The following is a 19,439-nucleotide window of genomic DNA, read 5'->3' on the forward strand; positions in this document are numbered from 1 at the left end:
CGACGGACCAGACGTGTCATCGCCCGGCGGCTCATCATGCTTAACGCGGATCTTCATTGTCATTCCAGAGTGTCGGACGGCACGCTTTCGCCCACCGAAGTGGCGCAGGTGGCGTTCGAGGCGGGTGTCGACCTCTGGTCGCTCACGGACCACGACGAGATCGGCGGCCAGCGTGAAGCGCGCGAGGCGGCCGAAACGCTCGGCATGGATTACGTGAGTGGCGTGGAAATTTCCATTACGTGGGCCAATCGCACGGTACATATCGTCGGACTGAACGTCGACCCCGACAACGCCACGCTGATCGATGGCCTGGCGGCCACGCGCGGCGGCCGCGCGGCGCGCGCCCAACAGATGAGTGAGCAATTGGCGGCCGCAGGCATTCCGAACGCCTACGCGGGCGCGCTGCGTTTCGTCGGCAATCCCGATTTGATTTCGCGCACGCATTTCGCACGGTATCTGGTGGAGATCGGCAAGTGCGCATCGGTCTCCGACGTGTTCTCGAAATATCTCGCGGAGGGACGTCCTGGCTACGTGCCGCACCGCTGGGCCACGCTCGAGAATGCCGTGACCTGGATCCGGGGGGCGGGCGGTATTGCCGTCGTGGCACACCCGGGGCGTTACCGATTCACGCCGCTCGAGTTCGGGGTATTGTTCGATCAGTTCCGCGAGCTGGGCGGTGAGGCCATCGAGGTGGTGACCGGCAGCCACACGCCGGATCAGTACCGCGAGTATGCCGACGTCGCGCGCCGCTACGATTTTCTGGCGTCGCGCGGCTCGGATTTCCATGGACCAACCGAGAGCCGCGCGCTGCTCGGCAAGCTGCCGGCGCTGCCCGACGATCTCACCCCGGTCTGGAGCCGCTGGCAGTAACTTTCCGACGCTATGTCGCAATTCTTCCAGATCCATCCGGAAAATCCTCAGTCACGACTCATCAAGCAGGCCGCCCAGATCATCGACAAGGGCGGCATCGTGGCGTTGCCGACCGATTCGAGCTACGCGATTGCCTGTCACATCGACGACCGGCAGGCTGTCGAGCGCCTGCGTCGTATTCGCGGGCTCGACGACAAGCAACTGCTCTCGCTGCTGGTGCGCGATCTGTCGGAGCTGGCCGAGTTCGCCATCGTCGACAATCGGCAGTACCGCTTGATCAAGGCGACGACGCCGGGGCCGTACGTGTTCATTCTCGAAGCGACGAAGGAAGTGCCGCGCCGGCTCTCGCATCCGTCGCGAAAGACGATCGGCCTGCGCGTGCCGGAGCATGCCATCACGCTGGCGTTGCTCGAGGCACTGGGCCAGCCCTTGCTTGCCACCACGCTGATTTTGCCCGGCGAAACCGAGCCGCTGAACGACCCCGAAGAGATTCGGGAGCGCCTGGAAAAGCAACTGGATCTGGTGATCGATGGCGGGGCGTGTCCTAAAGAACCGTCCACGGTGGTCGACCTGACGGTGACGCCGCCCGAGGTGCTGCGCCGCGGGCGCGGCTCGCTGGCGCCGTTCGGCCTGTCTTGACGGGGCGTGCGCCGCGCATGTTGCAATACGCGGTAATACTGGCGCGCAGGTCGGCTTGCTACAATACCCGGCTATGAATGCTGACCTGATCCAGACCGTTGCGGTCTATGCGCTCCCCGTCCTCTTCGCGATTACGCTGCACGAGGCGGCACACGGCTACGTCGCCAAGTATTTTGGCGACCCCACCGCCTATCTGATGGGGCGCGTGACGCTCAATCCGCTCAAGCACATTGACCCAATCGGCACGGTGCTCGTGCCCCTTGCCCTCTATTTCATGACGAGCGGCGCGTTCCTGTTCGGCTACGCCAAGCCGGTGCCGGTCGCGTTCGGTAGCCTGCGCAATCCGCGCGTCGATACGATCTGGGTGGCGCTGGCCGGTCCGCTGTGCAACTTCGTGCAGGCGATGCTGTGGGCCGTGTTCGGGGTGGGGCTGCAAATCGTCGGCGTTCACGAGCCGTTCTTCATGATGATGGCGCAGGCCGGGCTTCTGGTGAACCTCGTCATGTGCATGTTCAACCTGTTTCCGGTGCCGCCGCTCGATGGCGGGCGCGTGCTCGTGTCGCTGCTGCCGGCGCGCGCGGCCTACAGCCTGTCGCGCGTCGAGCCCTACGGTTTTTTCATCGTGATGGCCCTGGTGGTGAGCGGTGTGCTCGGCCGTGTCTGGCTGTGGCCGCTGATTCAGTGGGGGCGTGACTTCATCGTCTGGATGCTCACACCGCTGTTGTCGCTGATTTCCTGAAGTTTTTGCAGAACATAACGAGACCATGTACCCCGAACGCGTTTTCTCCGGCATGCGACCGACCGGTCGTCTGCACCTCGGTCATTACCATGGCGTGCTCAAGAACTGGATTCAGCTTCAGTCCGAGTACCCGTGCTACTTCTGTGTGGTCGACTGGCACGCGCTCACCACGCACTACGAGACGCCGGAAGTCATCGAACAGAACGTATGGGACGTGCTGATCGACTGGCTTGCCGCCGGGATCGATCCGAATCAGGCCACGCTCTTCATCCAGAGCAAGGTACCCGAGCATGCCGAGCTGGCGCTGCTCATCGGCATGAGCACGCCGCTGGGCTGGCTCGAACGTGTGCCGACATACAAGGAGCAGATCGAGAAGCTCAGGGAAAAGGATCTCTCGACGTACGGTTTCCTGGGGTATCCGGTGTTGATGGCGGCCGACATTCTGCTCTACCGCGCGTTGCACGTGCCGGTGGGCGAAGACCAGGTGCCGCACGTCGAAATGACCCGCGAGATCGCGCGTCGCTTCAACTATCTCTACGGCCGCGAAACCGGCTTCGAGGAGAAGGCGCTGGCGGCCGCCCGCAAGCTCGGCGGCAAGCGTGCGAAGCTGTACCTCGAGCTGCGCACGGCTTACCAGGAGCAGGGCGACGACGAGGCGCTCGAACAGGCGCGCGCGATGCTCTCCGAATCGCAGTCGCTGTCCATGGGGGATCGCGAGCGGCTCTTCGGCTATCTCGAAGGCGCGCGCAAGCTGATCCTGGTCGAACCGCAGGCGTTGCTCACGCCGGCGTCGCGCATGCCGGGACTCGACGGCCAGAAGATGTCGAAGTCGTACAACAACACCATCGGCCTGCGTGAAGACGCGGAATCGATCACCAAGAAGGTGCGCACGATGCCGACCGACCCGGCACGCGTGCGTCGTACCGATCCGGGCGATCCCGAGAAGTGTCCGGTGTGGCAGTTGCATCAGGTCTATAGCGACGACGACACGCGCGATTGGGTGCAGAAGGGCTGCCGCAGTGCCGGGATCGGATGCATCGAGTGCAAGCAGCCGGTCATCGAAGGCATTCTGCGCGAGCAGCAACCCATGCTCGAACGCGCCCAGAAGTATGTCGACGACCCGTCGCTGCTGCGCGCCATCGTGGCCGACGGTTGTGAGAAAGCGCGAAAGTCCGCGCAGGAGATCATGCGCGACGTGCGCGAAGCGATGGGGCTCCAATATTCATGACGGACCTGGCCGTTCCTGGCGTGGCGCCCGGCGTGGCGCATGGCACTGGCGTACCGTCGCCGTGGCTGGTGCGCTGGGGGCATCTGATCGCGCCGGGCACCCGCGCGCTCGATCTGGCGTGCGGTCAGGGGCGTCACGCGCGTTGGCTCGCGTCCCGCGGGGTGAGCGTCGTCGCCGTTGACCGGGATGCGGCGGCGCTTGCCACGATGTCAATGCTAGCGAACGTCACGACACTCACGGCGGACCTGGAAGGCGCGCCGTGGCCGTTGGCCGAGGGCGAGCGCTTCGATGCCGTTATCGTCACGAACTATCTGCACCGGCCGCTTTTCTCGCGTATCGCGGCCAGCGTCGCGCCGGGCGGCGTGCTGATTTATGAAACCTTCGCGCAGGGAAACGAACGGTACGGAAAACCGTCCAATCTGCAGTTTCTGCTGGCGCCCGGCGAGTTGCTCGAGGTGGCACGCGAGGCCGGTCTGCGCGTGGCGGGCTTCGAGGATGTCACGCTGGCGGCACCGCGTGCGGCGTGCGTGCAGCGCTTGTGCGCCACGCGTGCCGCCCCCGGGGAAAACCCCGGCGATGCCGCGCTGTACGAGCCGGCCGCGTAATCCGCTACAATCCACCCTTATCGCTGAATTGTTCGATCAACCATGACTACCCAAACTCCGATTCAAGGCAGTATCGTCGCGATTGTCACGCCGATGGCAGAGGACGGCAGCCTTGACCGTGAAGCCCTGCGTAACCTGATCAACTGGCATGCCGACGAAGGCACCGACGGTATCGTGATCGTCGGCACGTCGGGCGAATCGCCGACCGTCAACGTCCAAGAGCACTGCGAGCTCATCGAGATTGCCGTGCAGCAAGCCGCGCAAGCCGGCGAGTCGCGCGGCCGCAAGCTGCCGGTGATTGCCGGCACGGGCGGCAACTCGACGGCGGAAGCCATCGAGCTCACGAAGCATGCGAAGCAGGTCGGCGCCGACGCGTCGCTGCAGGTCGTGCCGTACTACAACAAGCCCACGCAGGAAGGCCAGTATCAGCACTTCCGCGCGATTGCCGAAGCCGTGGAGTTGCCGGTCATTCTCTATAATGTGCCCGGCCGCACCGTGGCGGACGCCAGCAACGACACGCTGCTGCGTCTGGCACAAGTGCCTGGCATCGTGGGCGTGAAAGACGCCACGGGCAATCTGGATCGCGGCATCGACCTGATCCGTCGTGCCCCGAAGAGTTTCGCCGTGTACAGCGGCGACGACCTGACGGCAGTTGCGCTCATGCTCATGGGCGGTCAGGGTAATATCTCGGTCACTGCCAACGTGGCACCGCGTGCGATGCACGAGCTGTGCGCGGCTGCGCTGGCCGGCAATGTGGCCAAGGCACGGGAGCTGCAATTCCAGTTGTTCGAACTGCACCGCGCCATGTTCGTCGAAGCCAATCCGATCCCTGTGAAGTGGGCGTTGCAACAGATGGGCATGATCGCGTCGGGCATCCGCCTGCCGCTCACGCCGCTGGCGCAGGCGTACCACGACACGGTGCTTGGTGCCCTCAAGTCGGCCAACATCGCTGTTGTCTAACCTGTCGTTCCGGCACCCGGGTTCGATTGCCCACCCCTTTTTTTGCGACTCATGAAACGAATCGTCAGTATTTCCGTAGCTCGTCCCGTGCTGGCATGGGCCGCTATTGCCTCGTTGGCTCTCGTCGCCGGATGCAGTTCGCTCTCGAGCGCCTTGTCCTCCGACAAGGTCGATTACAAGAGCTCGAAGACCGGCCCCTCGCTTGACGTTCCACCGGATCTGACGAACGTTCAGGCGTCCGATCGAAAGTATGTGTCGCCGGCCGGCACTGCCACGCTGTCGACCTACGAGAACGAGCAGAAAGTGGTCGCGACCAACCCGACCGACACGGTGCTGCCGTCGGTGCCGGGCATGAAGGTCGTGCGCGACGGCAACGAGCGCTGGTTGGTGATTCAGAAGGCCCCGGGCGACCTGTGGCCGACGCTGCGTGAATTCTGGCAAGAGAACGGGTTCGTGCTGACGATCGATTCGCCGGACACGGGCGTGATGGAAACCGATTGGGCGGAAAACCGCGCCAAGCTGAATCAGGACATCATCCGCGATCTGCTTGGCAAGGTGCTCGATGGCTTGTATTCGACCGGCGAACGCGACCGTTTCCGCACGCGCGTGGAACGTGATCCGAATGGCGGCACGGACGTCTACATCACGCACCGTCGCATGGTGGAAGTGTTCACGAACTCGCAGAAGGACACGACCAAGTGGGAGCCGGCGCCGAACGATCCGGGTCTCGAGGCGATTTTCCTGACCAAGTTGATGCAGCGCTTCGGCGTGCAGGCCGATCAGGCCAAGGCGCAAGTGGAAAGCGCCAAGGCGGGCGGCCCGTCGAGCCAGATCGTAAAGACGGCCGACGCGGCGTATCTCGACATCAATGAGCCGTTTGATCGGGCCTGGCGTCGCGTCGGTGTGGCGCTCGATCGCGGTAACTTCACCGTGGACGATCGCGACCGCGAGAAGGGCCTTTACTACGTGAGCTACGTCGATCCGGCCTCGCTGGCGAAAGACAACGGTTTCTTCTACAGCCTGTTCCATGCGAAGGAAGTACAGGACAGCAAGAAGGCCAAGAAGCTAAGCGTGAACGTGCAGGGCCGCGGCGATAGCCAGACCCGTGTGCAGGTGCTCGACGACAAGGGTAACGTCGACAACTCACAGATCGCGCAGACGATCATCAGCGTGATCGGCAACCAGCTCCGTTAAGGCGGGGCGTGCGGTTCGCCAGTCTGGGCAGCGGCAGCGAAGGAAATGCCCTGCTCGTGGAGGCGTCGGAAGGCGCCTCCACGACCCGTATCCTTCTCGATTGCGGTTTCTCGATGCGGGAAGTCGAGCGGCGCCTCACGGCACGCGCGATCGATGTGGCGTCGCTTGACGCCATTGTCATCACCCACGAGCATGCCGACCACATCGGCAGCGCCCTTTCCCTCGCTCGCAAGTACCGGATTCCCCTCATCATGAGCTGGGGAACGGGTCAGGCCGTCAAGGTTCACGCCACGCTCAAGGGCGAGGACGATGCGGCGCTTGTGCGCTGGTGCCGCGCCGATGAGCGGTTTGCCGTTGGGGGAATCGAGCTTCGTCCCTACACGGTGCCGCACGACGCGCGCGAACCGCTGCAGTTCGTGTTTTCCGATGGTGCGCGGCGGTTGGGCGTGCTGACCGACGCGGGATGTGCCACGGCGCATCTGGTCGCCGCCCTCGGCGGCTGCGATGCGCTGGTGCTCGAATGCAACCACGATCGCGATATGCTGGCGAACAGCAAGTATCCACCGTCGCTCAAGGCGCGGATTGGCGGCACCTATGGCCATCTGGCGAACGATTCAGCGGCGGAGATTCTGGGGGCGATCGACCGGGTGAAGCTGCAGCGCGTGATCTGTGCGCATTTGAGCGAGCAGAACAATACGCCTGAGCTGGCGATGGCGGCGATGTCGGCCGTTATCGGCTCGCAGTCGACGGAGATTCTCGTGGCAACGCAGGCGGGCGGCTTCGATTGGCTGACGTGCTGACAATGCAGACATGCAGACGTACAGACCCACAGACCCACAGACCCACAGACCCACAGACCCACAGACCCACAGACCCACAGACCTATAGACCTATAGACCTATAGACCTATAGACCTATAGACCTATAGACGGCGTGAGGGCGGCTCGGGGCGATATGAACGGGCCGGTTGCCTGAAGGAAGGGTGGCGCCGAGGGGGATGGAAGTGAGCGCGACGCGTTGCGATCCGAGTAAGGACAATAAAAAAGCCGGTCATAAGACCGGCTTTTTTTGCTCAACTGCCTTGCGGCAGTGAGAGCTTACTTGCTGGCAGCAGCGTCAGCAGCCGAAGCGACAGCGTCAGCAGCAGCGCCGGCAGCCGAAGCCGCCGTGTCAGCAGCAGCGCCGACAGCCGAAGCAGCCGAAGCGGCCGAATCAGCAACAGCAGCAGCAGCCGAAGCGGCCGTGTCAGCGGCCGGAGCAGCGGCTTCTTCCTTCTTGCCGCAGGCGGTCAGGGCGATAGCCAACAACGAAGCGACGAGGAGAGACTTCTTCATGATCACGTCCTTTTATGGTAGAAGACAAGCGAATGGAATAATAATTACGGTAATACGCTCTTGCCAGCGCAAAGCCGATTGCGAGACGTTGGCAATTAAGGATTACCCTTGGTCATGCAAGCTGCTTGGCGAGAAATTATATTGGGTTTTCCCCAACCCGTCACCACAATCTCGCGTCATTTTCCCGCTTTTTTCCTTACGGGGCGCAACGTTAGCGGGGGTTGCGGGTCGGTTGGCAGTTGCAGCCACCCAGAAGCATACCAATCGTACAGAATTTCGATGATTTCCGGACCTTTTTTCTCGAAATTCGCGCATTCCCCTGCATTTAGCTGACGGCGATCGGCAAGTTGCCGCAACATCGAACGTGCCCCGGCCGGGATATCGAGCGGCTCGCCGTTGACGTAGTATTTGTTGCGCCGATACAACAAATGCGTCTTGGGTGAGAGCGCCAGGCCGTGCACAGCGGCTTCGCGCACGAACCGCGTCATTGAAAGCGGGGTTTCCGGCGGATCGAAGAACACGTGCGACTTTGGCTCGCTGAGCCATCGTCCGAGGAAATCCTCCACCTCCTTTTGTCCCCAACGCACCTTCTCGAGCTGCGAGACGAGCGTCTCGATCATGGCGTCGGGCAGTGCGGCCGGATGTTTGACAGCCGATTGCCCGGGGTCGGCGTACCGCCCCGCGAAATGGCGGGCGAACGGCAAGGCGGGGGCGTTTTCCGCAAGGTAGTACAGGAAGTTCTGGAGCATTTCCTGCTCCAGCGGCGCGCGAAAGCCGATCGAGTAGGTCATGCACTCGCCTTGCGCAACGCCATCGTGCGCATAGCCCGGCGGCAGATACAGCATGTCGCCCGGTTCCAGTACCCACTCCTGTTCGGCCTCGAAGTGCTTCAGGATGCGCAGGGGCACGCCATCGAGCCATGTCGTGTCGCGCTGCGGGCCGATGCGCCAGCGCCGCTTGCCATGTGCCTGCAGCAGAAAGACGTCGTAGGAATCGAGGTGCGGGCCGACGCCACCACCGTCGGTGGCGTAGCTGATCATCACATCGTCGAGACGCGCATCGGGAATAAAGCGAAACTGCTGCATGAGCGCGTCGACGGCCGGCGCGTGAAGATTCACCCCCTGCACGAGCAGCGTCCATTGCTTGCGACTCAGCGGCGGTAGATCGTCGGCATCGAACGGCCCATGCTCGAGTTGCCAGCGTTTGCGGGCGTGGCTGATCAAGCGGGATTCGACATCATCGCGCGCCGCCAGCGCAAACAGCGCGTCGCGCGAGACCGGCGCGGTAAAGTCGGGGATGGCCTGGCGGATGAGCAGCGGGCGCTTGTGCCAGTGGCGCTTCATGAATGCGTCGGGCGCGAGGCCGCCAAGCAGGGGCGAGGGGGAACGGGCTGTCGTCATCAGTGGGTCAATGCATGAAAAGAGGGTGGCACGAAGGCTGGCAGCGGTGACGGCACAAGGGTCGGCATCCGCGCAGCGCCGCATGTCCGGTCGCGCCATGGTCGCCTGCAACGAATCGGCATGAGGATGCGATGACGCACGAGATGCAGCCTGGCCACGCAAGTGCGTGCGCGATTCGATGTGGCGTTGGGTCGTGCGCGGGGCGATGTCATGCGGCTGCGCGTATAATGCGGGCTGTTTTTCGGAGAGTTTGATGAAGATCGAAAAGAATACCGTCGTCTCGGTGACTTACAAGTTGTCGGACGCTCAGGGCAACCTGATCGAAGAAAGCGGCGCCGAGCCGATGGTTTACCTGCACGGCGGCTATGATGGCACGTTCCCCAAGATCGAGGAAGCGCTCGACGGCCAGGACGTAGGCTACGAGACGCAACTGCAACTGGAACCGTCCGACGCGTTCGGCGATTACGATCCCGAGATGATCAAGATCGAAGCGCGTGGTCGTTTCCCGGATCCGCTCGAAGTCGGCATGCAGTTTGAAGGCACGCCGGAAGATGGCGACGATGAGTCCGACACGTTGATCTACACGGTGACGGATGTCGCCGAAGACAAGGTGGTGCTCGACGGCAATCATCCGCTCGCCGGCATGGCACTGCGTTTCGAGCTGAAGGTGGCCGACGTGCGCCAGGCGACGGAAGAAGAAATCGAGCACCAGCACGCGCACGGCGCGTCGGGGCTTGAAGTCGTCGACGAAGACGAAGACCAGGACGGCGCTCCCACGCTGCATTGAGGTTGCGCCGTCGCGTTGCCGCAACGCCGCGCTGCTGATTCAGGGCGGGGCACGTAACGCACGACGCAACAGCAGTCCCCGGGCAACCGCCAAGTCAGACGCCGAGTCAGACGCCTTGCGCAATGCAACGCGTCTGACTCGGCGTTTGCGTTTCGGCGCGTAGCGACTGGCGCGTATTCAGTGGCTGTGCCTGGCTGGGTGTGCGCCCGTGTTCAGGTGGAGCGCGGGCCCGATGGGCATGACGCCCTGATTTGGATCCGACGCAGCCGGATCCAGGTCGTTCGACATGCCGGACGACAGATAGCGTGCCGAATAGGGTGCCGCGTCGTAGGGTGCCGCGTAGGGCAAACTGCCGGGGGCGGGGGCTGCCGCACCGGTCGAGGCCCCTCCCGGCACTGGGATGAGACCGCCGCCGCGCGGCGCACCTGGTGTCGCCGCGCTGTTGGCGGGGAGCGTGACGGCTTCGAGGTGGAACAGCGACGACGTGCTTGGATCGACCCGCACGCGCACCCATCGATTCGTGGTCGGCGAGCCGTAGGTACTCAATTGCGTGAACGACTTCACCAGTGCGCCGCGGGCATCGCGCAGCGGTTGGGCGCGGCGCATCGTCTTGCCGCTGTCGATGAGCAGGACCGGTTCCCTGAAGTGCGTCGTGAGCCGCAGCAACTGCGTCCGGAATTCCTTGTAGCCGTCGACACCATGGCGTCCTGCGCGATCCGAGAAAAGGCTTCTCAGTCCCCCCCTGCGGGCCGGTTCGAAGGCCGGATCGGCCTGCGCCACGATGACCATACCGATGGCCGCCTTTTGCTTCGCGTACACAATGGCATGCTGCAGCCAGACGCGCGTCGCGACGGCCCGATCTTCGAACTCGCCGTTGCGTCCCCCGGCCGAGCGGTAATTGTTGTTGTTGCCAGGCAAATTCAGGCCGACGAATACCACCCCGCCGTAGAACCACCGCACGTTCTCGTGGTACTGACGAAACCGTGCCATGTCGCTCTGACGCGTGAGATCGAACGGCGCGTGTCCCACGGGGCCGGGGCCAAGCAACGCATCGTCGCTGAACGCGTGGTCGCGCAGAAAGTCGAGCCGCTCCACGGGGTTGTAGCCGCCCTCGGTCGCGCGCTGGCAATTGGCCCAGTCGTTCGCGCCCGGTACGTAGATCAGTGGCTTGGGCGAACTGGCGAGCAGGCCCAGGCGCTGTGTGATGAGTTCGTCACGACACGACTCTGCAGCGCCTTTTAGATTGCCCGCGTGTATGACGAACGCGGCCGGGCTGTCACCGATGTTGGCCAGCACGCTGCGCACCACCGGCACTTCGGTGCTGCCGAACGGTGTGTCGCCCAGCACCGCGAATTCGAACGGCGGTGGCTTGTGCGGGCCCTTGGCGCGAGGCTTGGCCGCAGCGGTCCTCGCGCTCGGCGATGCCGCCGTCGTCGTCGCGGTTCCGGCCACGAGCGCGAGCGCGAGCGCCACGAGGCACACGGCGCGCAGGCCGTGGCTTGGGTGTCGAGGGACGCGCAGGCGAGGCGGGCTCGGCATGAGAGGCGATGTCAGTGCGCGCGGCCGTCCAGCAGGCCTCGCAGTTCATACAGCAGGTCGAGCGCATCGCGCGGGCGCAGGTCGTCGGGATCGATCTGCGACAGACGCGCCAGCGTGGCCTGCGCGGCCGGATCGAGCGCGGCGGCACCGTGCGCCAAGCCCGCCTCATGGCCAACGTGCGTCGTCTGCCGGCCGTTCGGCGCGGCATCCGAAGTGTCCGACGAAGCTTCCATCGAAGTGTCATCGATCGCGTACTCGAGCGGGGCGCGCGGCGCAAACAGATCGAGCTGCGGCGCGGCCGGATCGAGGGCCTGTTGTTCGAGCAGCGCAAGATGCTTGCGCGCTGCGCGAATGACCGGCATCGGTACCCCGGCGAGTTGCGCGACCTGCAAGCCGTAGCTCTGGCTTGCCGGGCCGTCCTGTACCGCGTGCAGGAACACGATCCCTTCGCCATGTTCCACGGCCGACAGGTGCACGTTCGCGCACTGCGCAAACTCGTCGGGCAGTTGCGTGAGTTCGAAATAGTGGGTGGCGAACAGCGTGTAGCTGCGATTGTGCCCAAGCAGATGCCGCGCGATCGCCCAGGCGAGTGCGAGACCGTCGAACGTCGACGTGCCGCGCCCGATTTCGTCCATCAGCACCAGACTCTGATCGGTCGCCGTGTGCAGAATCGCGGCCGACTCGGTCATCTCGACCATGAACGTGGAGCGTCCGCCTGCGAGGTCGTCCGACGCGCCGATGCGCGTGAAGATGGCGTCGAGCGGGCCGAGGCGCACCGCCTCGGCGGGCACGTAGCAGCCGACGTAAGCGAGCAGGGCAATGAGGGCCGTCTGACGCATGAACGTCGATTTGCCGCCCATGTTCGGTCCGGTGATGAGCAGCAGCCGGCGCGCGTCACCCAGCGAGCAGTCGTTGGCGATGAAGCGCTCCACTTGCTGTTCGACGACCGGATGGCGACCCCGGCGAATGTCGACCACGCGATCCTGCACCAGATCGGGCTTGACCCATCCCAGGGTTTCGGCGCGTTCTGCCAGCGCGGCAAGAACGTCCAACTGGGCGAGTGCCTGCGCAATGCGCTTGAACTCAGTGATGTGCGGCAGCAGCGCTTGCAGCAGCGCGTCGTACAGCAGCTTCTCCCGCGCGAGCGAACGCTCCTGCGCCGACAGTGCCTTGTCCTCGAACGTCTTGAGCTCCGGCGTGATGTAGCGCTCGGCATTCTTGAGCGTCTGGCGGCGGCGGTAGTCGTCGGGCACCTTGTCGGTCTGGCCGCGCGTGACTTCGATGTAGAAGCCGTGCACCTTGTTGAACTCGACCCGCAAATTGTTGATGCCGGTGCGCGCACGCTCGCGCGTTTCCAGATCGACGAGGAACTGGCCACAGTTTTCCGAGATGTCGCGCAACTCGTCGAGATCGGCGTCGTGACCGCGCGCGATGACCCCGCCGTCACGCAACATGGCCGCGGGCTCTTCGGCGATGGCGCGCGTGAGCAGCGCGAGCGCGGCCTCGGGAATCGCGAGGTCGTCGTGCAGCATCGCGAGCAGCGGTGCGCGCGCTTCGACCGCGCGCAGCGTGGTGTGCAGTTCGGGCAGGCGGCGCAAGGCGTCGCGCAGGCTCGACAAATCGCGTGGTCGCGCGGTAAGCAGTGCCAGGCGCGCCGTGATCCGCTCGACGTCCGCCACATGGCGCAATTCGCTGTGTAGCGCCCGCCACGCGCCCGGACCTTCGAGCAACGTGGCGATCGCCAGTTGGCGCGACTGCGGCACTTGCTGATCGCGCATCGGGTGATGCAGCCAGTGGCGCATCAGCCGGCTGCCCATCGTCGTGCCGCAAGTGTCGAGCAGCGAGAGCAGCGTCGGCGATTCGGTGCCGCGCAGTGTCTCGGTGAGTTCCAGATTGCGACGCGTGGCGGCGTCCAGCCCAATATAGGCGGCTTCCCGCTCCACGTTCAGACTTTGCACATGACGCAAGGACTGACCTTGCGTAGCGGCCGCGTACTGCAGCAGCGCCCCGGCCGCGCCCAGCGCCGGGTTCAACCCGTCGCAGCCGAAGGCCGTCAGGCTCGCGACGCTCAACTGGTCGCGCAGGCGCTGGGTGCCGGCCGCCGTGTCGAAATGCCAGTCGGGCACGCGCGTCGTGGTGCCGAGGGCGAAGCCCCCGAACGTTTCGATGTCACTATCGGGCACGAGCGTCTCGGCCGGGCGGATGCGCTCCAGTTCGCGCGGCAGCTTGTCGACGGCCACTTCCATCAGGCGCAACTCGCCGCTGGCGAGCGACAGCCAGGCGAGGCCGGCGATGCGCTCGCTCGCGCGGCGCGCCGGTGGGATTTGCACGGCGAGCAGGTATTGGTCGACCTTGTCGCTGAGCAAGGCGGCGTCGGTGAGGGTGCCGGGCGTGACGATGCGCACGACCTTGCGCTCGACCGGGCCCTTGGCCGTGGCCGGGTCGCCAATCTGCTCGCAGATGGCGACCGACTCGCCGAGCTTGACCAGCTTGCCAAGGTATTGCTCCACGGCGTGATGCGGCACCCCGGCCATGCGAATCGGCTGCCCGCCGGACTGACCGCGCGCGGTGAGCGTCAAGTCGAGCAGGCGCGCCGCCTTGGCCGCGTCATCGTGGAACAGTTCGTAGAAATCGCCCATGCGATAGAAAACGAGCATGTTCGGATGGTCGGCCTTGATGCGCGTGTATTGCTGCATCATCGGCGTCATCGGCGTCATCGGCGTCATCGGTGTGGCGGAGGCGGGCGTGGCGTGGGCTTGGGTGCTCGTCATGAATTCGGTCGGGTCGGGCAAGTCGGGTCACGACGGGGCCGCGGCAGCGGATGCCGGCTGCGGCCGCGGTACGATATCGCGGCGATCCGGCGTGGTGCAGGCCGGTTCGCCCCCTCGTGGCGCGTTGGATGCGCAATTTTACGACGGGTTCGGCGAACCTCGTTATTCGCCGGCTGGCATTGTCGCAAGCGAGTATCGATGCGCCTGTTACACGAAGGCAGCGAATTTGGCTCAAGTTTCCAGAAAATGTGCCGTTTCGGGTGATAAGCTCCCGCAAAAATTACCAAAAAGCATCACAAGCTACTCTCGCACGGGCCAGTATGGTGAAGTCGTTGAAGGGACGGGTCGCGGCCACGACGGCCATCGTCTCGATGATATTGATCGTCGGCGTGGCCGTCGGCATCGAATTCTTCGTCTATGGGGAATTGCGAAGCTCGATGCAGGCGCAGCTCGACACCCAGGTCAAACTCGTGGCCGAGCAGCTCGACGACAAATTACGCGGGAAGTTTCTCGCGTTGCACCGCATGGCGCGGCACATCGGCAATCCGTACGCAATGACGGTCGCGCAGTTCGACGCCTTCGCCAACATGTCGGTGTCGATGCCCGAGACGTTCAACACATTCTTCGTGGCCGCGCCCGATGGCCGCATGCTCTACGACTCGACGTTCCCGGCTACGGCAATCAATATTGCCGATCGCGACTATTTCCGGCAGGTGCTTGCGGGCGCGCCGCAGGCGGCGTCGGGGTTGATTGCAGGCAGGATCACGCGCTCGCCGGGCATCATCCTTGCAGTACCCGTGGTGGACGCGCAGGGCAACACGATCGCCGTGATCGGCGGCGCCATCAATCTGCTGCGGCAGAATTTCATGGTCGATCTGGCCAGCAATGCCGTCGGCACAACCGGCCGCTACTGCGTGACGACGAACGAAGCGCAGGCCCGATACGTGATCCAGGCGGACGTGACCAAGATTCTCTCGCCCGTCGGCCCGGTGCAGACGTTGTGCGGCGTGCGCGACCCTGGCCCGAATCACCTGTTGCGCATGCATCCGCTCGTGGCCCGCGCAAGCATGGCGACGACCGGCTGGTCGGTCGTGGCGGTATTGCCCGGGGCCGAGGCGTTCGATCCGCTCGCGCGCGTGCGGCGGCGCGTGACGCTGCTCGCGATTGCCGTGATCGGTCTGGCCGCGTTCGCGATGTGGTGGATGGCGCGCCACATGTTGCGCCCGCTCGATACGTTGCGCGACCTCGTGCAGCGCAGCGCCGGCGACATGCGCGCAGTGCAATCGCTACCCGTGCAACGTGCGGACGAGATCGGGGCGCTCGCGAACGCATTTCGCGACATGATGGAACAATTGCGCGATCGCACCGAGGCGCTCGAGGGCTCGCGCGAGGCGGCGCGTGCGAACGTGCGCCGCATGCAGGAAATTGCGGATCGTGTGCCGTATCTCGTGGCGTTTCTCGATAGCGAAGAGCGCTTCGCGTTCGTGAACCGGGCGTGTGAAACGCGGTTGCGCCGTTCGCGTCAACGCATTCTCGGAGCGACGGTGAGCGAACTGCTCGGGCCCTCGCTGTACCGCGAATTCGCGCCGCATCTCGCGCGAGCGTTCGCGGGCGAGGCCGCCACGTTCATCTGGGATTTCGGCGAGGACACGGCGTATCGCTGTTTCGAAGTCAGCTATCAGCCGGAATGGGCCATGCACAACGTACTCGCCGGCGTTCACGTGTTCGTGCGCGATATCACCGTCGAGCGCTCGAACGAGCGGCGCTGGCGGCGCGAATCGCACACCGATCACCTCACGGGACTGCTCAATCGCAAGGGCTTCGACCAGGCGCTGGCGAGCGCGTTGCGCGGCGCGCGCGACGGGGGCGGGGCGCAGGCGTTGCTGTTCGTCGATCTCGATCGTTTCAAGCTCGTCAACGACACGTGGGGGCACGCGCTGGGCGACGAATTGTTGCGACGCCTGGCCAAACGGCTCGTTGCGTGCGTGCCAGAGGGCGATGTGATCGCGCGCTTCGGCGGCGACGAGTTTGCTGTCGTCATGCGCAACGTTCAGGACGTGCTCGATGTCGAGCGCACCGCCATGTCGATTCTCGAGGCGGCGTCGCGGCCGATGGCGCTGTCGGTCGGCCCGGTCACGGTCGGTGCGTGCGTGGGCGTGGCGATGGTCGCCTGCGGCGAAGTCAAGACGCCCGGGATGATGTTCGAGGCGGCGGACCGCGCGCTGTACGACGCGAAGCATGGCGGCCGCGGCCGCTTCGTGCTCGGTGACGGGGCGTGCGTCGAGCATTAGGCGCAACCAATCAAATGGGCGACAGCGATCAGCTTCGCTGAAGATACGGGCGTGAAGGGTCTGACGCACAATAGGCGACGCCATCCGTTCGCCGAGACGTGCGGCGGGCGGCTTTCGGGCGTGGGACGTTTCTTCACGGGAGGCAGGCATGAAAGTTGAGGGCGGACGAAGCCGGGCAGCAGCGCGCGCGGCTTCCGAAGCGGGGTGGCGTGCGCCGGGGGCGCGCCGTGAGCCACCGCAGGCTTCGCATCGGGGGCCGCGCGTGCGGCAAGTCGCCGATGCGCACGACGACCAGGCGAGGCACCTGAGCTTGTCGAGTCGTGAGAATGAAGTGTTTCATATGCTGGTCGACGGCCTGGCCGTCAATGAAGTCGCGCACGCGATGCAATTGAGCGAGCGGACGATCGCATCACACGTTGCCCATATCCTGCACAAGCTCGCGCTCGACGACCGTGCAGAACTGACCGACTACGCGATACGGCACGGGCTGATCGACGAAGGGGCGGAAGGCGTCGCCTGACGACGCCCGAGCGAGCGGGCGGCGCTGACAGGCCTGCGGGCTGTCGGCGCCACGCTTTTGGGGCTAACCCGGCGCGTCGCGCGTGGTCTCGGAACCGTACGCGACGCGCCCGACAACCGGCATGCGTGCCGGTGTCTACACGTCTTGCAGGTCTGCGGCAGTCATCCCGCATTGGTCGCGTAGCGCCCCCGCAGTCGTGCCGCAGCGCTCCCGTGGTGCCCCGGCAGTCGTGTCGCAGTGCCCCCGCAGGACTTCCCGCAGTCCTCCGGTATGACTCCCGCCATCGTCCCGAATACCTCGGTTTGATTTCGAATGCGGATGGCGTTTGCATCGACGACCAACGCGATCGCTCGGTCGGTGATAAGGTACCGGCTCGACACAGTTTTCACGCGGGGTCAGTGGCATGGCAGGTGCGCGGCGCGCCGCTCGCATGGCAGCCCCACGACCTTCGCGACCCTAACGAGACGGGCAGCCCGCGCGCAGACGGGGGCGTCGCCCCGAGAACCAAGGACAGACACGATGAAGGCGATCGAGATTACCCAATACGGTGCACCGGACGTGCTCAAGCCCACCGAGCGGCCGCGACCCGAGCTCAAGCCGGGCGAGGTGCTCATCAAGGTGACGGCGTCGGGCGTGAACCGTCCCGACGTGCTTCAGCGCATCGGCCAATATCCGGTGCCGCCGGGCGCCTCGGACCTGCCCGGACTCGAAGTGGCGGGCGAGATCGTCGATGGCGCGCTCGACGGCCCGGACAACCGCTGGGGATTGAAAGTGGGCTCGCGCGTATGCGCGCTCGTGCAGGGCGGGGGCTACGCCGAGTACTGCGCCGCGCCGCTCGCGCAGGTGCTGCCGGTGCCGCAAGGCTTGTCGGACGTGGAAGCGGCGTCGCTGCCGGAGACGTTCTTCACCGTGTGGAGCAACGTGTTCGATCGCGCTCACCTCGGCGAGACCGAGTCGGGCGAGAAGGAAACGCTCCTGGTGCAAGGCGGCACGAGCGGTATTGGCGTAACGGCGATTCAGCTCGGCGTGGCGCTGGGCCATCGCGTGTTTGCGACCGCCGGGTCCGACGAGAAGGCCCGTGCGTGCGAAGCGCTCGGTGCCGAGCGGGGCATCAACTACAAGACCGAAGATTTCGTCGCCGTCACCAAGGCACTCACCAGCGATCGCGGCGTGGATGTCGTGCTCGACATGGTGGGGGGCGACTACCTGCCGCGTGAAGTGCAGGCGCTGGCATTCGACGGGCGCATCGCGATCATCGCGCTGCTTGGTGGCAGCAAGGCGACGCTGGACATGGGCGCGTTGCTGCGCCGTCGTCTGACGGTAACCGGCTCGACGCTGCGTCCGCGCTCGGTGGCGTTCAAGGCGGCGATCGCACAAAGTCTCCACGACAAGGTCTGGCCGCTGTTCGCCGCAGGCAAGATCCGGCCCGTAATTTATCAGACGTTTCCGGCCGAACAAGCAGACAAAGCCCATGCATTGATGGAAACGAGTACGCACGTCGGGAAGATCGTGTTGACCTGGTAAGGCATCTCGTCTCGGCTGACGAGCGGAATCCGCGTGAAAGCCCCATTTCATGCGGATTCTCACGTTTGAAAGCCGGCGAAATTGACCCCCATGCCCCGGACGCACTAGAATGAGAGGTTTTTCGTCCTTACGCATTGGGGGATCAGGCGTGACAATCGGTACCGCAGCTTCGGCTCGCACCCTCGGCCGCAAGGCTGGCAAGCTCGTCGTGGGCAATTGGAAACTGCATGGCAGTCTGGCCGGCAATGAGGCGCTGCTGGGCGACCTGCTGGCGTCGCCGGTGTTGAGCGCTCCGGGCGTGACGGCCGCCGTGTGTGTGCCGTTCCCCTATCTCGCCCAATGTCAGGCCCGCCTCTCGGGGCAGGTGTTGGGCTTTGGCGCGCAGGACGTCTCGGCGCAGGTGAGTGGTGCCTACACGGGCGAAGTCTCCGCCCCGATGATCGCCGAGTTCGGCGCGCGGTTCGTGATCGTGGGTCACTCGGAGCGTCGCACGTACCATGGCGAGACCGATGCGGGCGTCGCGGCAAAGACCGTGCGCGTGCTCGACGCGGGCATGACACCGATCGTGTGCGTGGGCGAGACACTTGCCGAGCGCGAGGCCGGCGAAACGAAGGCCGTCGTGACGCGTCAGCTCGAAGCCGTGCTCGCGGTGCTGACGGCAGAGCAGGCGGTGCAGATTGTGGTGGCCTATGAGCCGGTCTGGGCGATCGGCACGGGCAAGACGGCGACGTCGGCCGAGGCGCAGGAGGTGCATGCGCATCTGCGCTCGCTGCTGCGTGCGAAGGGTGAGGCGGTGATGGATGTGGCGGTGTTGTACGGCGGCAGTGTGAAGCCGGATAACGCGGCCGAGCTGTTTTCGATGGCGGACGTCGATGGCGGGTTGATCGGCGGCGCGGCATTGAAGGCGGCCGATTTTCTGGCGATTTGCGAGGCGGGTCTGCCACGCTGACGTCGATGCCGTGCGCGGTAACGGCATGAAATAATCATGATGCAGTGCACCAAAAGTGCACGGCAAATCAGATTCTTCTATACGGGTGA

17 protein-coding genes are annotated in these 19,439 nt (G+C 64.7%); 13 read left to right on the forward strand and 4 right to left on the reverse strand.

Translation table 11 applies throughout. The features are described from left to right. Nucleotides 1–36 precede the first annotated feature (36 nt). From PEP31012_RS12030 to PEP31012_RS12065, 8 genes are all read left to right on the forward strand, one after another. Nucleotides 37–870: a 3',5'-nucleoside bisphosphate phosphatase gene (locus tag PEP31012_RS12030; RefSeq protein WP_150589564.1), complete on the forward strand. Its 834-nt coding sequence runs from the start codon at nt 37–39 to the stop codon at nt 868–870. A 12-nt stretch (nt 871–882) separates the two neighbouring features. Next, entirely contained in the window at nt 883–1,509 is a 627-nt protein-coding gene (locus PEP31012_RS12035; RefSeq protein ID WP_150589565.1) for an L-threonylcarbamoyladenylate synthase, read from the forward strand. Nucleotides 1,510–1,582: 73 nt separating this feature from the next. Beyond that, complete coding sequence (locus PEP31012_RS12040; RefSeq protein ID WP_150589566.1) at nt 1,583–2,248, forward strand: site-2 protease family protein; 666 nt, start codon at nt 1,583–1,585, stop codon at nt 2,246–2,248. Between the two features lie 25 nt (nt 2,249–2,273). Continuing rightward, nucleotides 2,274–3,476: a tryptophan--tRNA ligase gene (locus tag PEP31012_RS12045; RefSeq protein WP_150589567.1), complete on the forward strand. Its 1,203-nt coding sequence runs from the start codon at nt 2,274–2,276 to the stop codon at nt 3,474–3,476. Continuing rightward, on the forward strand, nt 3,473–4,081 hold the full coding sequence (locus tag PEP31012_RS12050; protein WP_150589568.1) for a class I SAM-dependent methyltransferase: 609 nt from the start codon (nt 3,473–3,475) through the stop codon (nt 4,079–4,081). Before PEP31012_RS12045 ends, PEP31012_RS12050 begins: the two co-directional genes overlap by 4 nt. A gap of 42 nt (nt 4,082–4,123) precedes the next feature. After that, nucleotides 4,124–5,041: a 4-hydroxy-tetrahydrodipicolinate synthase gene (gene dapA, locus PEP31012_RS12055; protein WP_150589569.1), complete on the forward strand. Its 918-nt coding sequence runs from the start codon at nt 4,124–4,126 to the stop codon at nt 5,039–5,041. Between the two features lie 51 nt (nt 5,042–5,092). Beyond that, nucleotides 5,093–6,235 (forward strand): outer membrane protein assembly factor BamC, encoded by a 1,143-nt coding sequence (bamC, locus tag PEP31012_RS12060; RefSeq protein ID WP_150589570.1) that lies wholly within the window; start codon nt 5,093–5,095, stop codon nt 6,233–6,235. A gap of 8 nt (nt 6,236–6,243) precedes the next feature. Beyond that, nucleotides 6,244–7,035, forward strand: a complete 792-nt coding sequence (locus PEP31012_RS12065) for an MBL fold metallo-hydrolase (protein WP_150589571.1) — start codon at nt 6,244–6,246, stop codon at nt 7,033–7,035. Between the two features lie 297 nt (nt 7,036–7,332). On the opposite strand, the gene PEP31012_RS23660 is transcribed toward PEP31012_RS12065, so the two are convergent. Together PEP31012_RS23660 and PEP31012_RS12075 are read right to left on the reverse strand one after the other, a co-directional pair. Then, nucleotides 7,333–7,569, reverse strand: coding sequence for a hypothetical protein (locus PEP31012_RS23660; protein WP_174978212.1), 237 nt, complete (start codon nt 7,567–7,569; stop codon nt 7,333–7,335). A 176-nt stretch (nt 7,570–7,745) separates the two neighbouring features. Next, nucleotides 7,746–9,053: a ribosomal protein uL16 3-hydroxylase gene (locus tag PEP31012_RS12075; RefSeq protein ID WP_425494955.1), complete on the reverse strand. Its 1,308-nt coding sequence runs from the start codon at nt 9,051–9,053 to the stop codon at nt 7,746–7,748. A gap of 169 nt (nt 9,054–9,222) precedes the next feature. Between PEP31012_RS12075 and PEP31012_RS12080 the strand changes: the two genes are divergently transcribed. After that, entirely contained in the window at nt 9,223–9,756 is a 534-nt protein-coding gene (locus PEP31012_RS12080; protein WP_150589573.1) for an FKBP-type peptidyl-prolyl cis-trans isomerase, read from the forward strand. Nucleotides 9,757–9,933: 177 nt separating this feature from the next. On the opposite strand, the gene PEP31012_RS12085 is transcribed toward PEP31012_RS12080, so the two are convergent. Further along, nucleotides 9,934–11,295 (reverse strand): hypothetical protein, encoded by a 1,362-nt coding sequence (locus PEP31012_RS12085; protein WP_150589574.1) that lies wholly within the window; start codon nt 11,293–11,295, stop codon nt 9,934–9,936. 11 nt (nt 11,296–11,306) lie between these two features. Next, complete coding sequence (mutS, locus tag PEP31012_RS12090; RefSeq protein WP_150589683.1) at nt 11,307–14,021, reverse strand: DNA mismatch repair protein MutS; 2,715 nt, start codon at nt 14,019–14,021, stop codon at nt 11,307–11,309. Nucleotides 14,022–14,386: 365 nt separating this feature from the next. On the opposite strand from mutS, the gene PEP31012_RS12095 reads away from it, so the two are divergent. The 4 genes from PEP31012_RS12095 (at nt 14,387) to tpiA (ending at nt 19,350) form a co-directional block, all read left to right on the forward strand. Then, the gene (locus PEP31012_RS12095; protein WP_174978213.1) at nt 14,387–16,357 is read left to right on the forward strand and encodes a sensor domain-containing diguanylate cyclase; all 1,971 of its coding nucleotides are present in this window, start codon (nt 14,387–14,389) and stop codon (nt 16,355–16,357) included. 148 nt (nt 16,358–16,505) lie between these two features. Beyond that, the gene (locus tag PEP31012_RS24155; RefSeq protein WP_150589576.1) at nt 16,506–16,877 is read left to right on the forward strand and encodes a response regulator transcription factor; all 372 of its coding nucleotides are present in this window, start codon (nt 16,506–16,508) and stop codon (nt 16,875–16,877) included. A 519-nt stretch (nt 16,878–17,396) separates the two neighbouring features. Then, a complete protein-coding gene (locus PEP31012_RS12105) occupies nt 17,397–18,401 on the forward strand; it encodes an NAD(P)H-quinone oxidoreductase (protein ID WP_150589577.1) in 1,005 nt (334 codons plus the stop codon). 148 nt (nt 18,402–18,549) lie between these two features. Then, nucleotides 18,550–19,350 (forward strand): triose-phosphate isomerase, encoded by an 801-nt coding sequence (gene tpiA, locus PEP31012_RS12110; protein ID WP_425494952.1) that lies wholly within the window; start codon nt 18,550–18,552, stop codon nt 19,348–19,350. The last annotated feature ends 89 nt before the right edge of the window (nt 19,351–19,439 follow it).

The sequence above is a fragment of the Pandoraea eparura genome (genome assembly GCF_902459725.1).
Classification (GTDB): domain Bacteria; phylum Pseudomonadota; class Gammaproteobacteria; order Burkholderiales; family Burkholderiaceae; genus Pandoraea; species Pandoraea eparura.